This is a genomic window from Terrabacter sp. Soil810, from assembly GCF_001429645.1.
Classification (GTDB): domain Bacteria; phylum Actinomycetota; class Actinomycetes; order Actinomycetales; family Dermatophilaceae; genus Terrabacter.
Window position 1 is genome coordinate 211929 of record NZ_LMSW01000011.1, and the last position, 13462, is coordinate 225390.

Sequence of the window (13462 nt, forward strand, 5' to 3'; positions counted from 1 at the left end):
GATGGGTTCGTGCTCGGCAGGACGTACGACCAGCAGGTGTGCTCCATCGCCCGCGCCCTCGAGGTGGTGGGCGAGCGGTGGAGCCTGCTCATCGTGCGCGACGCGCTCTTCGCCGGGGTGACCCGCTTCAGCGACTTCCAGCACAACCTCGGCGTCGCCACCAACATCCTCAAGGCCCGCCTCGACGCGTTCGTCGAGACGGGCGTCATGGAGCGGCGCCGCTACTCCGAGCGCCCAGAGCAGTTCGAGTACGTCCTGACCGACAAGGGCCGCGAGCTGGCGCCCGCGCTCATCGCGCTGACCCAGTGGGGCGACCGCTGGGCGGCCCCCGACGGGCCGCCGATCCTCTACCGCCACGCCACGTGCGGCGACGCCGTCACCCAGGCCGTCGTCTGTGCCACGTGCGGCACCGTCGACGCCGACGAGGTGCGCGTGAGGCCAGGTCCGGGCATGCCCCAGGAGTACCTCGCGCAGCGCCGGCCACGCCCCACCGGCTGAGGCCCGCTCGCTTCAGGCTCGCCGGGTCATGCGGATCACGGGAGAGGTGTTCGTCGTCACGACCCTCGCCCCCGACGCCCCGAGTGCCTAGGTTGGGACCCATGACGCAGGTTCCGACACGCACCCTGGGCGACGGCACGACCCTCCCCGCCACCGGCTTCGGCACGTACCCCCTCACGGGGGAGGACGGCATACGCGCCATGGTGACCGCGCTCGAGGCCGGCTACCGGCTGCTCGACACGGCCGTCAACTACGGCAACGAGGCGGAGGTGGGCGAGGCGATCCGCCGGTCCGGCGTGCCCCGTGACGAGATCGTCGTCCAGACGAAGGTGCCCGGCCGCGACCACGCGTACGACCGCGCCATCGCCTCCGTCGAGGAGTCGCTCGAGCGCCTCGGCCTCGAGCGGGTGGACGTCGCGCTCATCCACTGGCCCAACCCGAGCGTCGGCCTCTACGTCGACGCCTACCGCGCGCTCGTCGAGTGCCGCGAGCGCGGGCTCGTGCGGTCCGTCGGCGTCAGCAACTTCACCGAGCAGCACCTCGCCGACGTCATCGAGGCCACCGGCGTGACGCCGGTGCTCAACCAGGTCGAGCTGCACCCGCTCTTCCCGCAGGAGCGCCTACGGGGGGTGCACGAACGGCTCGGCATCGTCACCGAGGCGTGGAGCCCGCTCGGCAAGCGCAACGCGCCCTTCGCCGCCGACCCGGTGGCCGCGGCTGCCGAGGCGCACGGCGTCGAGCCGGCGCAGGCGATCCTGCGCTGGCACGTGCAGCTCGGCGTCGTGCCGCTGCCGAAGTCGTCGGACGCCGAGCGGCAGCGCGCCAACCTCGACGTCTTCGGTTTCGAGCTGAGCCAGGACGAGGTCGCCGCGATCTCCGCCCTCGGCCGTGAGGACGGGCGTCTCTTCGGCGGCGACCCGAACACGCACGAGGAGATGTGAGGCGCGAGCCGTCGACCTAGGCCAGGAAGCCGCGCACGGCGGCGAGCTGCTCGACGTCGAGCCGGAACCAGGCCCAGCTGCCCCGGCGTTCTCGGCTGAGGATGCCGGCGTCGACGAGGGTCTTGAGGTGGTGGCTGACCGTCGGCTGCGAGACCTGGACGGCCTCGGTCATGTCGCACACGCACGCCTCGCAGCCGGGCGAGGCGCTGATGATGCTGAGCAGCTGGAGGCGCACCGGGTCGGCGAGCGCCTTGAGCAGCGCTGCCCGGCGGTCGGCCTCCGTGCGGTCGAGGGGCTCGACGGGCGCAGTGCCGCAGGCGGAGATCTCCTGCGGGGTGGTGCTCAGCGTGGTCACGCTCACGGGTTCACCCTCCGTTCACCGGCATCGACGATGATCCATATTGACACACACCGATGAGGCTGCCAACGTGGACGTATCGACCACCGTCGATGCGTCTGGCAGTGACCCCGCCCGTTCGAAGGACTCCGGTGACCAACCCGCCCAGCCCCAGCGCCCCGCCCGAGACCACACCCGGGAGCATGTCCGGAGGCACGCCCGCGCCGCATGACCCCGTGGCGGCGAAGCTCTCGACGCTCGACCGCTTCCTGCCGGTGTGGATCGGGCTGGCCATGCTGGCCGGCCTGCTGCTCGGGCGTCTCGTCCCCGGGCTCGGCGACGGCCTCGCGCGCGTGGAGGTCGACGGCGTCTCGCTGCCGATCGCCCTCGGCCTGCTCGTCATGATGTATCCCGTCCTCGCCAAGGTCCGCTACGACCGGCTCGACTCGGTGACCGGCGACAAGCGCCTCCTGCTGAGCTCGCTGTTCCTCAACTGGGTCCTCGGACCGGCCCTGATGTTCGCCCTGGCGTGGATCTTCCTGCCCGACCTGCCCGCCTACCGCACCGGCCTCATCATCGTCGGGCTCGCCCGCTGCATCGCCATGGTCATCATCTGGAACGACCTCGCGTGCGGGGACCGCGAGGCGGCCGCGGTGCTCGTCGCGATCAACTCCGTCTTCCAGGTCGTGGCCTTCGCCGGGCTGGGGTGGTTCTACCTCTCGGTGCTGCCCGGATGGCTCGGCCTCGAGCAGACCGGCATCGACGCGTCGACGTGGGACATCGCCCGGTCCGTGCTCATCTTCCTCGGCATCCCGCTGCTGGCAGGTTTCCTGTCCCGCCGTATCGGGGAGCGGGCGCGTGGGCGGGACTGGTACGAGACGAAGTTCATCCCGAGGGTCGCCCCTTGGGCGCTCTACGGCCTGCTCTTCACGATCGTCATCCTCTTCGCCCTCCAGGGTGAGGCCATCACCTCGCAGCCGCTCGACGTCGTGCGCATCGCGCTGCCCCTGCTCGTCTACTTCGCCCTGATGTGGGGCGGCGGCTTCGGGCTCGGAGCGGGCCTCGGACTCGGCTACGAGCGCACGGCGACGCTCGCGTTCACGGCGGCGGGCAACAACTTCGAGCTGGCGATCGCCGTGGCCATCGCGACCTTCGGCGCTGCCTCCGGGCAGGCCCTCGCCGGCGTCGTCGGCCCCCTCATCGAGGTCCCGGCCCTCGTCGCGCTGGTCTACGTCAGCCTCGCCCTGCGCAAGCGCTTCACCGCTCGGCCCGGCAGTCCGGGCGCGCCGCTCACGCAGGCTGCCGGGTCGCGCCATGCCTGACCTGCCGGCGCACGAGTCCGCACCGTGCTGATGCCTCGCCTGCCGTTCCTCGACGACCTGCCGCGGTTCCTCTTCTTCACCGGCAAGGGCGGCGTCGGCAAGACCTCGCTGGCCTGCGCCACGGCGGTACGCCTCGCGGGGCAGGGCAAGCGGGTCCTGCTGACGAGTACCGACCCGGCCTCGAACGTCGGACAGGTCTTCGGGGTCGGCATCGGCAACACGATCACACCGGTGCCGACCGTCCCGGGCCTGGACGCCCTCGAGATCGACCCTCAGCAGGCGGTCGACGCGTACCGTGCCACCATCATCGACCCGGTGCGCGACCTGCTGCCCGCGGCGGAGATCTCCGCGATGACGGAACAGCTGTCCGGTGCGTGCACGACCGAGATCGCCTCGTTCAACGAGTTCGCGTCGTTGCTCGCCGACGAGTCCGCCACCGCTGCGTACGACCACGTCCTCTTCGACACCGCGCCCACGGGGCACACCGTGCGACTGCTGCAGCTGCCGGGGGAGTGGACCACCTACCTGTCCGACGGCAAGGGCGACGTGTCGTGCCTCGGACCCGTGGCCGGCCTGGATCGTCGGCGCCACGACTATGCCGGCGCTCTGGCCGCGCTGACGGACCCCACGCGTACGCGCCTGGTCCTCGTGACCCGGCCGCAGCGTTCCTCCCTCCGTGAGGCCGCGAGGACGTACGAGGAGCTGCGCGAGCTGGGCATGACGAACGCCCACCTCGTCGTCAACGGCGTCATGCCTTCGTATGCCGTCACCGGCGCCCCGGGGGACGAGCTGGCCCACGCGGTCCGCTCCCGTGAGGAGGCGGCCCTCGACTTCCTCCCCCACGCCGTGGCCGCGCTGCCCCGGACCACCCTGCCGCTGCTGGCCGTCAACACCGTCGGCGTGCCGGCCCTGCGGGCGCTCTTCGAGCCCGAGGCTCCGTCGCTCCCAGAACCTGCCGCTGAGATCGCTTCGCTCCCGGACGGATTCACGGATCTGCGTGGTCTCGTCGACGGGCTGGAGGCCGACGGGCACGGGCTCGTCATGTGCATGGGCAAGGGCGGAGTCGGCAAGACCACGGTCGCCGCTGCCGTCGCCCTCGAGCTCGCCTCCCGAGGCCACGAGACGCTGCTCACGACCACCGACCCGGCGGCGCACCTGAACGAGACACTGCAGGCCGAGACCCCGCACCTCACCGTCGAGCGCATCGACCCGGAGCAGGCGATCACCGAGTATCGGGCGCGGGTGATGGCTGGCAACGGCAAGGCCTTGGACGACGCCGGCCGAGCCGTCCTGGCTGAGGACCTCAAGTCGCCGTGCACCGACGAGGTCGCGGTCTTCCAGCAGTTCTCCCACGTCGTGTTCCGATCCCGGAAGCAGTTCGTCGTGCTCGACACCGCGCCGACCGGGCACACCTTGCTCCTGCTCGACGCGACCGGCTCGTACCACCGTGAGATCACCCGGCAGATGAGCGAGGGCGCGCACTTCGTGACCCCGCTCATGCGGCTGCAGGACCCGGCCCAGACCAAGGTCGTCATCGTCAGCCTTCCCGAGACGACCCCGGTGCTCGAGGCCGAGGAGCTGCAGGACGACCTCGTCCGGGCCGGCATCACCCCCTGGGCCTGGGTCGTCAACGGCAGCCTGGCCGCGGCAGGGCCGAGCTCGCCGTTCCTGCAGGCCCGCGCCCACGCCGAGGCGGAGCCGCTCACCCGCGTGACGGAGCTCTGCCAGCGCGTGGCCGTCCTGCCGCTGCTGGCCAGCGAACCCGTCGGCGCCGCAGCGCTGTCCGAGCTCACCCGTCCCCTCACGGAAGGCAACCTGGTCGATGCGCACTGACACTCCCGCCGGCGGACCCGACTACGACCGGATCGTCGAGGACCTGACGTACAAGTACGACGGGGTCTTCTCCAAGGAGTCGGTGGCGCAGGCCGTCGCAGATGCCCGAGCCGCCCTCGAGCCGGTGTCCCGGATCCCCACGTACCTGCCGATCCTCACCGCCAGGTACGCCACCACTCAGCTGACGGCGGCCGCTCAGGCCGAGGGTCGGATCACCAAGCAGGTCCCTGAGCTGCTCTTCGTCTGCGTCCACAACGCGGGGCGGTCCCAGATCGCCGCGGCACTGGCCCAGCACCTGTCCGGCGGTCGTGTCCACGTCCGCTCGGCCGGCTCAGCCCCTGTCGGTGAGGTCAACGCCACCGCCATCGCCGTCCTCAAGGAGCGCGGGATCGATCTCTCCGAGGCCTACCCGAAGCCGCTGTCGGACGACGTCGTGCGCGCCGCGGACGTCGTCATCACGATGGGCTGCGGCGACGCCTGCCCGATCCTGCCGGGCAAGCGGTACGAGGACTGGGACGTCGTCGACCCCTCCGGCCAGCCCATCGAGACCGTCCGCGACATCCGCGACGACATCCAGGGCCGCGTCACCCGGCTGCTCCGCGACCTCGGCATCTGACCCTCCCCCACCCTCGACCCAGGAGCACTCATGACCGACAAGCCGTCCGTCCTGTTCGTCTGCATCCACAACGCCGGCCGCTCCCAGATGGCCGCCGCCTACCTCGCCCACCTCTCCGGCGGCGCCGTCGAGGTCCGCTCTGCGGGATCCGCTCCCGCCGACCAGGTCAACCCCTCGGCTGTTGCCGCCATGGCCGAGGAGGGCATCGACATCACCGCCGAGACCCCCAAGATCCTCACGACAGAGGCGGTCAAGGAGTCCGACGTCGTCATCACCATGGGGTGCGGCGACACGTGCCCGATCTTCCCCGGCAAGCGCTACGAGGACTGGGAGCTCACGGACCCCGCCGGCAAGGGCATCGAGGCGGTGCGGCCCATCCGTGACGGGATCAAGCAGCGCATCCTCGGCCTGCTCGAGTCCCTGGACGTCACGCCGGTCAACGCCTGACGCGGCGCGGTCGGCTGGCGCGGCCATCGGCGAGGGACTCCCTTCCGCGATCGTGCTCACCGCGCGAGACTGGTCCCATGGCCCCTCCCACGGCCCCCCTGGCATCGACCGAACGCCAGCGCATCCACGCTGATCTGGACAGAGTTCGTGCCGACTTCCGAGACCTGGTCGCCGGCGCCGGCCCTGACGATCTCCGTCGCTCCACTCGTGGGACCCGGTGGACCAACGGTCAGCTGCTGTGGCACATGGCCTTCGGCTTCCTCATCGTGCGACGGCTGCTCCCGCTGGTGCGGATGTTCGGGCGGCTACCCGACGGGTTCAGTCGGGCCTTCGCGGCGATGCTCGACGCCGCGACGGGACCGTTCCACAACGTCAACTTCCTCGGGTCCGTCGGCGGCGCGCTCGTCTTCCGCGGTCCACGGCTCACCCGACAGCTCGACCACACCATCTCGCGGCTGCACCGCCGGCTCGACGCCGAGTCAGCTGAAGCGCTCGGTCGACGGATGCACTTCCCGCTCGGCTGGGACCCCTTCTTCCGGGACACGATGACGCTGGCCGACGTGTACGCGTACGGCATGCAGCACTACGACTTCCACCGGAGGCAGCTCACGATCGAGCTGTAGCGGCGGCCCCCCGGGTCCGAGCCCGAGGGCGTCGTGGGCTGCTGCCGGCCGGATCAGGCGCTGACCGGCGCGAGCAGCTCGGCCATGACGGCGAGGACGTCGGGATCAACCCGGTAGTACACCCAGCTCCCACGTCGTTCGGACTCGAGCAGCCCGGCCTCGCGCAGCTTCCTGAGGTGGTGGGAGACGGTCGGCTGCGAGACGCCGACGTCCTGGATGTCGCACACACAGGCCTCGCCACCCTCGGCGGAGGCGATGTTGGAGAACAGCCTCAGTCGCACGGGGTCGCCCAGCGCCTTGAACATGACCGCCACGCGCTCCGCATCCGTCTCGCTGATCGGGGAGCGTGCCAGCGGTGCGCAGCAGGCTGCGCCGGTGACGTCGACGACGGGCAGTGGATTTGACATACGTCTATGTTGACATCTGTCTATGCCAGTTGCAAGATGGCTGTGTCGACATCGACAACCATCGAAACCGCGTGGTTCCGCCCGGCGGCGGCACCCCGACCGAACCGGAGGCGTCACGTGACCACCACGACCCCAGCACCCACCGACACCGCCGTGAGCGCTTCGCCATGGACCGCCGCGCCCGTCGCTGTCATCGGCGCCGGCCCGATCGGTCTGGCCGCGGCGGCACACCTTCTCGAGCGGGGGCTCGAGCCGATCGTGCTCGAGCGCGGCGACCGTGCCGGCTCCGCCGTGGCGTCCTGGGGCCACGTGCGGCTCTTCTCCCGCTGGTCAGAGCTCGTCGACCCGGCCGCTCGACGCCTGCTCTCCCGCCTGGGCTGGGTCGAGCCCGACCCGAACCACTACCCGACCGGCGCCGAGTGGGCGCAGGAGTACCTCCAGCCGCTGGCCGACGCCCTCGGTGACCGCATCCGAACCGGCGCCACCGTGACCGGCGTCGCCCGGCGGGGCCGAGACCGGGTCGTCGACTCCGGCCGCGAGGAGCAGCCCTTCACCGTCCACGTGCGCCATGCAGACGGGCGAACGAGCCGGGTCACCGCCGGCGCCGTCGTCGACGCCTCCGGCACGTGGACGCGCCCGAACCCGCTCGGCAGCGACGGCTACCCGGCAGACGGGGAGCACGAGCCCGACGTCGCGGCCCACGTCTCCTACCGCGTCCCCGACGTCAGCAAGGCAGGCGATGTGGCGCGTTTCGGGGGACGGCGCACGGCAGTCGTCGGGTCGGGCCACTCCGCCCTCACGGCGCTGGTCGCCCTGGCCACCCTCGCCGAGAAGGTGCCCGGGACGAAGGCTGTCTGGGTCCTGCGCCGGGGGGCCGTCGGCAGCGCCTACGGCGGCGGCGACGCGGACCAGCTGCCCGCGCGCGGCGCCCTCGGCCTGCGCGCACGCGAGGCTGTCGCGGCAGGACACATCGAGGTCGTCACCGGGTTCCGGACGCAGGCCGTCGAGCCCGTCGGCAGCGGCGCTCTGGTCCTGGTCAGCGAGGACGGACGCCGCATCGACGGCCTCGACGAGGTCGTCGGACTGACCGGGTTCCGCCCGGACCACTCGATCATGTCGGAGCTGCGCCTGCGCCTCGACGACCGGCTCGAGGCGCCCGTCGGACTCGCGCCGCTCATCGACCCCAACGTCCACTCGTGCGGCACCGTCTACCCGCACGGCGCCCGCGAGCTGGCCCAGGACGAGCAGGACGCCTACGTGGTCGGGATGAAGGCCTACGGCCGCGCGCCGACCTTCCTGGCGCTGACCGGCTACGAGCAGGTCCGCTCCGTGGCGGCCGCGCTGGCCGGTGACCACGAGTCCGCCTCACGCGTGGAGCTGACGCTCCCGGAGACGGGGGTCTGCGGCGGGGCGGGCCTGTTCGACGATCCGGACGCGACCACGGCCGACGGCGACGCGGGGCAGGTCGGCGGCTGCTGCGCACCCGCCGTCCCGCAGCTCGTCCAGATCGGCGCCCCGTCCAGCAGCGGGGGTGCGTGCGGACCCACCGGATGCTGACCCCTCTCGCCGACGACGACGGCCCGGCGAGCACGGCGACGTCGAGGGCCCGCTCCGGCGTCGCCGTCGCCACGGCGTCAGGCCTTCTGCACCGTCCCCGCTGGGCGCTCCCGGCGCTGTGCATCACCCAGGTCGTCGGCTGGGGCGTGCTCTACTACGCCTTCCCCGTCATGCTGCCCGCCCTCACGCACGACACCGGCTGGCCCGCGACGACCACGACCGCGGCGTTCTCCGCCGCGCTCGTCGTCTCGGCCCTCGTCGGCATCCCGGTCGGACGCCTCATCGACAGGGCCGGACCGCGCCGGCTGATGACGGCAGGCTCGCTGCTCGGCGCCACCGGGTTCGCCGTCATCGCCGTCGCCCCGAACCTGCTCGTGTTCACGTTCGGATGGATGCTGACCGGTATCGCGATGGCAGCGACCTTCTACCAGCCTGCTTTCGCCGCACTCACGCGCTGGTACGGCCATGACCGGGTCCGGGCCCTGACCATCCTCACCCTCGCCGGCGGCCTCGCCAGCACCGTGTTCGCCCCGATCACGGCGACACTCACCGACCGCCTCGGGTGGCGTCACGCCACCCTCGCGCTCGCCGGCGTCGTCCTGGTCATCGCGGCACCGCTGCACGCCGTGGGTCTCCGGGGCCCGTGGCCACCGCACCCTCCCGACCATGCGTCGAGATCGGTCACGGCCGTCGCACTGAGTGCTCGCGCCATCACCACGAGCCGGCCCTTCCTCCAGCTGGCCGTCGCGCTCACGCTGTCCGGGTTCGCGATGTACGCCGTCGTGTTCGGGCTCATCCCGCTGCTCACCGAACGCGGTGCCTCCACGTCCCAGGCCGCGTGGGCGCTCGGGCTCGGAGGCCTGGGGCAGACCATGGGCCGCCTGCTCTACGCGCCTCTCGCGGCGCGCACCAGCACGCGGACGCGCACCGCCGTCCTCATCCTCGCCGGGGGCGTGACGACCGCGCTCCTCGCGTCCCTCGCCGGGCCGATCTGGCTCGTCACCCTCGTGGCCATGGGCGCCGGGATGGTCCGCGGCAACCTCACGCTCCTGCAGGCGACCGCCGTCACCGATCGGTGGGGGACTCGTGCGTACGGACGTCTGACCGCGACCCTGGCAGCCCCGGTGACGATCGCGTCGGCGACGGCGCCGTGGGTCGGAGCCGCCCTCGCAGGACAGCTCGGGGGGTACCCGGCCTTCTTCTGGGTGCTTGCGGCGATCTCGGCCGGTGCAGCCTGCATCGTGTCGTTCACGTGACACAGGTCGCGGAGTCTCCCGGACGTGCGTCAGTCGCGCGGCTCCTCGTCGTCGTCCCAGTGACACGTGCACGAACACGTGTGGTCCACCGTGCCGTTCGCCGGGCACCTCTTGTGCCAGCCGTTCTCGCACTCCGCGCTCATGGACATCCGCTCACCCCTTGATGAGGTCTCCCTCTCCCACCGGCCGACCGCTCCGTGGCGGTCTACGACGCACCGGAGTCGCGTCCGGCCACTCGGCCCGGCAACCGGCGTTCAGCCGGTGGACGCACCCACGAGGAAACGCCTCAATCCTGAACGACGGCTGGGGGCAGGGGTACGGTGAAGCCGGGCCGAGCGGCCGGTCACCGCGGTGGTCGGTGGTCGAGCGTCCAGCCCGGATCGTGTCGCCTGCGTGACCCCCTCACGAAAGTGCACCGTGATGCCCCTCCCAGCATGGCCCGTCCCCAGCAGCCAGAGCCCTGAGCCCCCAGACCCCTCCGGGCGACCGGGTGGGTCGTCCGGCGAGGGCTGACGCCGTGCACTCGGGGACGGCGCGGGCCACCGACGAGCACGTCGGTGGCCGCCGCTCCGCCGCCTGCCGGCCCTCGCCCAAGCACCGTCCGCCGGGCCTCACGGTCCGGACGGTGCGCCGTGCCGCGATCCCGGCGCCGGTGCCACTGGCCTCCGCGACCGAGCGGGCCCGCGGCACTCTCGTGCTCGTCGCAGGCTCGGTCGGCACGGGGAAGACGACCCTGCTCGCGGACTGGTCGGAGGCGCTCGAAGGGCGCGGCGACCTCGTCGGCTGGGCGTCCCTCGACCGCGAGGACAACGACCCTCAGGTCATGGCCGAGACCCTTCTCGGTGCCGTCCGTGCGGCCGTCGGACCCCACGTCCCCGCGATCGACGAGGAGACGGTCCCGAGCCGGGTGGGGCACGCCTTCGTCTCGCGCCTCATCGGTCTCGCCGGCGAGGCTCCCACGGACACGTGGCTCGTCCTCGACGACCTGCACCTCGTCCGCGACCCGCGCTGCGTCGAGCTCGTCGGGCTGATCGTCCGCTGGGCGCCGCCGTACCTGCACGTGGTCATCGGCACGCGTGCCGACCCCGGTCTGCGCCTGGCGCGGCTGCGTCTGGAGGAGCGCCTGGTCGAGGTGCGGGAGCACCAGCTCCGCTTCTCCGTCGACGACACGCGAGAGCTGTTGTCCCGACACGACCTCGACCTCGACGACGGGCAGGTGCGCCACCTGCAGGAGCTCACCGAGGGCTGGGCCGCGGGCGTCGCCCTCGCGGCCGTCTCGCTGGCGCGCGGTCGTGACGCCGAGGGGTTCCTGCGCGAGTTCGCGCGGAGCCACCGTGCGATGTCGGGCTACCTCGTCGAGGAGGTGCTCGCGAGCCTCGACGAGTCGACGCGGGACTTCCTCGTCTCGACCTCGGTCCTCGAGGACCTCACACCCGAGCTCGCCGCAGCCGTCACCGGGCGCGACGACGCGGGTGCGCTGCTCGAGGCGCTCTCGTCCGACAACGCCATGGTCACCGTCGACCGGGTCGGGCCCCCGACCTACCGCTACCACGTGCTCCTGCGCAGCTACCTCGGCGCGATGCTCGAGTCCCGGAGCCTCCGGGGCGCCCGAGAGGTCCATGCGCGCGCGGCCCAGTGGTATGCCGCCCACGACGTCCCCGGGCAGGCGTTGCGTCACGCCGAGGCGGCCGGTGACCTCGGCCTCATGAGCGACGTCATCCACCACCACGCCCTCCACCTGCTCCTCGACGGCCGGGCCGCCGACGTCGAGGCCGCGGTGCGCACGGTCCACGAGGGTGACCCGGTCATGACGGCGGTCGCAGCGCTCGCGAGCCTCGACCTGTCCGATCCGGTGTCCGCCCGGGTGCAGCTGGCGTCGCTGGCGACCCAGCCGGGGACGTGGCTCGCGGGCGCGACCGATGGCGACCCCGCGTCCGCCGACCCCGCGGGCCGCGACCCCGGAGTGCTTCCCCTCGAGCGCCTCCTGTCCGTCGGCCTGCGCTGGCTCTCCTTCGTCGGTGACGACGCCGGGCGCCGCCGCACCGAGAGCCCGCCCGAGCACCTGGGAGTCCAGCCCACCGGGGACGAGAGGGTCACCGACGGCCTTGCCGCAGAGCTCTCCTCCACGTTGCGGACCTGGTCGGTCGGCCGTCCCGCACCAGGCGCGGTCACGCTCCCGGGCGTCGACCTCCCGACGAGTCCGTATGCCGCAGAAGGCCTCCCGAGGCGCGGTCGGCCGGCGGGGCGCGTCCCGCACGCGCGGACCGACCTGACCCTGCTCGACGAGCTGACGAGCGGAGGCGTCCTGCTCGGTGCCGGCCGGCTCGACGAGGCGCGGGCGGCCTACGGCGCCGCCCTGGTGACCGCCCGCGACGCCGGCCACGTCCTGTCGGCCCTGCAGGCCATGGTCGGCCTCGCCTCGGTCGCCGCCGGCCAGGAAGACCTCGTCCACATGAGGGCGTGGTCCGAGCAGGTGCTCGCCGACGCCCAGGGCACCCCCTGGGCGATGTCGCCGCGGCTCCTTCCCGCCCACGTCCTGGCGGCGTGGGGTGCCTTCCACGTCTTCGACGCCGAGACCGCTCGCGAGCGCAACCGCACCGCCCTCGAGCTCGTCGCCGCGGTCACGGCGGTCCCGCCCGTCGCGGGGGCTCCCGACCTGGACCCGGTGGACGGCCCCGACGCGACCTCCACGGCGGCGCGCGGCCTGGAGCAGCTCGCGCGACTCGCGAGGATGCTCCAGGCGCACCTCGACCTCGACGCGGCGGCGGCCGAACCGGGTGCCCGCCAGGACGTCGCGACCCGCGTCATGGCCGACGCCCGGGCCGTCAGCCGCCTGTCGATGACCCCGGCGATGGCGGTCGCGGAGCTCTCCAGAGCCCATCTCGTGGTGCTGCTGGCAGGCTTCCCACGGCTGGCCATCGAGATCGAGCAGCTGTGCGCGGCCCTGCCCGGCAGCGAGGTCGAGACCGCGGTGATGACGTCGGTCCGCCACCTCAGGGCCGGCGAGGACGTCGCGGCCCGGACGGCCGCCGCCCCCCTGCTGTCCCTCGACCCCGCGAGCCTGCCGCTTCGGCCCGCGGTCACGGCGCACCTGGTCAAGGCGGTGGTCGCCCACCGCAACGCGCAGCCGACGGTGGCCCACGAGGGCCTCGTCGTCGCCCTGACCCGCGCCGCGCCGCAGCGCGCCCTGCGGATGGTCCTCGAGCTCGCGCCCGAGGTCGCCGACGTGCTCGCCGTCGGGGCCGGGCGGTTCGGTGAGCTCGAGCCGTTCGCCCTCGTGCTGCGCGAGCACGCGCTGGAGGCTCCGGTGCCGCCGACCGAGCCCCTGCTCGACGTGGCGCTCAGTGCGCGCGAGCTGAGCCTGCTGCGTGAGCTCCCGTCGCTGCTCACCGTCGCCGAGATCGCCGACGCCCGTGCCGTGAGCCGCAACACCGTCAAGACACAGCTGCGCTCGCTCTTCCAGAAGCTCGGCGTGGGCTCGCGTCGCGATGCCGTGGCCGCGGCCCGTCGGCTCGGGCTCCTCTAGGTCGCGGGTCACCCGCCCGGGGTGACGCCACGACCCGCCGAGCGCGGCACGATCGGACCAGGAGCCATCGGCATCCGGTTCGACCCACGAAGGGGGCGG

Annotated in this window: 12 protein-coding genes; 10 read left to right on the forward strand and 2 right to left on the reverse strand. The window is 72.7% G+C overall.

Translation table 11 applies throughout. The annotated features are described in order from the left end of the window. Positions 1 to 9: 9 nt before the first annotated feature. Complete coding sequence (locus tag ASG96_RS06870; RefSeq protein WP_057587488.1) at positions 10 to 498, forward strand: helix-turn-helix domain-containing protein; 489 nt, start codon at positions 10 to 12, stop codon at positions 496 to 498. Between the two features lie 101 nt (positions 499 to 599). Beyond that, positions 600 to 1439: an aldo/keto reductase gene (locus ASG96_RS06875; protein WP_057587490.1), complete on the forward strand. Its 840-nt coding sequence runs from the start codon at positions 600 to 602 to the stop codon at positions 1437 to 1439. A 16-nt stretch (positions 1440 to 1455) separates the two neighbouring features. Here the strand turns inward: ASG96_RS06875 and ASG96_RS06880 are convergent, their stop codons facing one another. After that, positions 1456 to 1800, reverse strand: coding sequence for a helix-turn-helix transcriptional regulator (locus tag ASG96_RS06880; RefSeq protein WP_057587493.1), 345 nt, complete (start codon positions 1798 to 1800; stop codon positions 1456 to 1458). A 179-nt stretch (positions 1801 to 1979) separates the two neighbouring features. On the opposite strand from ASG96_RS06880, the gene arsB reads away from it, so the two are divergent. From arsB to ASG96_RS06905, 5 genes are all read left to right on the forward strand, one after another. Next, positions 1980 to 3098 carry an ACR3 family arsenite efflux transporter gene (gene arsB / locus ASG96_RS06885; RefSeq protein ID WP_056754474.1) on the forward strand — a complete coding sequence of 373 codons (1119 nt, stop codon included), beginning with the start codon at positions 1980 to 1982 and terminating at the stop codon, positions 3096 to 3098. Between the two features lie 30 nt (positions 3099 to 3128). Further along, complete coding sequence (gene arsA, locus ASG96_RS06890; RefSeq protein ID WP_057588343.1) at positions 3129 to 4931, forward strand: arsenical pump-driving ATPase; 1803 nt, start codon at positions 3129 to 3131, stop codon at positions 4929 to 4931. Then, positions 4921 to 5547: an arsenate reductase ArsC gene (locus ASG96_RS06895; RefSeq protein WP_056752544.1), complete on the forward strand. Its 627-nt coding sequence runs from the start codon at positions 4921 to 4923 to the stop codon at positions 5545 to 5547. The genes arsA and ASG96_RS06895 overlap by 11 nt, the downstream gene beginning before the upstream one ends. 30 nt (positions 5548 to 5577) lie before the next feature. Next, positions 5578 to 5994, forward strand: a complete 417-nt coding sequence (locus ASG96_RS06900) for an arsenate reductase ArsC (RefSeq protein ID WP_056752547.1) — start codon at positions 5578 to 5580, stop codon at positions 5992 to 5994. A gap of 77 nt (positions 5995 to 6071) precedes the next feature. Further along, complete coding sequence (locus tag ASG96_RS06905; RefSeq protein ID WP_057587495.1) at positions 6072 to 6617, forward strand: DinB family protein; 546 nt, start codon at positions 6072 to 6074, stop codon at positions 6615 to 6617. Between the two features lie 53 nt (positions 6618 to 6670). Here the strand turns inward: ASG96_RS06905 and ASG96_RS06910 are convergent, their stop codons facing one another. Then, positions 6671 to 7024, reverse strand: a complete 354-nt coding sequence (locus ASG96_RS06910) for a helix-turn-helix transcriptional regulator (RefSeq protein WP_056752552.1) — start codon at positions 7022 to 7024, stop codon at positions 6671 to 6673. Positions 7025 to 7177: 153 nt separating this feature from the next. Between ASG96_RS06910 and ASG96_RS06915 the strand changes: the two genes are divergently transcribed. The 3 genes from ASG96_RS06915 to ASG96_RS24535 all read left to right on the forward strand — a co-directional run bounded on the left by ASG96_RS06915 (position 7178) and on the right by ASG96_RS24535 (position 13363). Further along, complete coding sequence (locus ASG96_RS06915) at positions 7178 to 8581, forward strand: FAD-dependent oxidoreductase (RefSeq protein ID WP_057588344.1); 1404 nt, start codon at positions 7178 to 7180, stop codon at positions 8579 to 8581. Continuing rightward, the gene (locus ASG96_RS06920) at positions 8575 to 9837 is read left to right on the forward strand and encodes an MFS transporter (protein WP_082591792.1); all 1263 of its coding nucleotides are present in this window, start codon (positions 8575 to 8577) and stop codon (positions 9835 to 9837) included. Before ASG96_RS06915 ends, ASG96_RS06920 begins: the two co-directional genes overlap by 7 nt. A 517-nt stretch (positions 9838 to 10354) precedes the next feature. Further along, positions 10355 to 13363 (forward strand): LuxR C-terminal-related transcriptional regulator, encoded by a 3009-nt coding sequence (locus tag ASG96_RS24535; protein WP_057587497.1) that lies wholly within the window; start codon positions 10355 to 10357, stop codon positions 13361 to 13363. Positions 13364 to 13462: the final 99 nt, after the last annotated feature.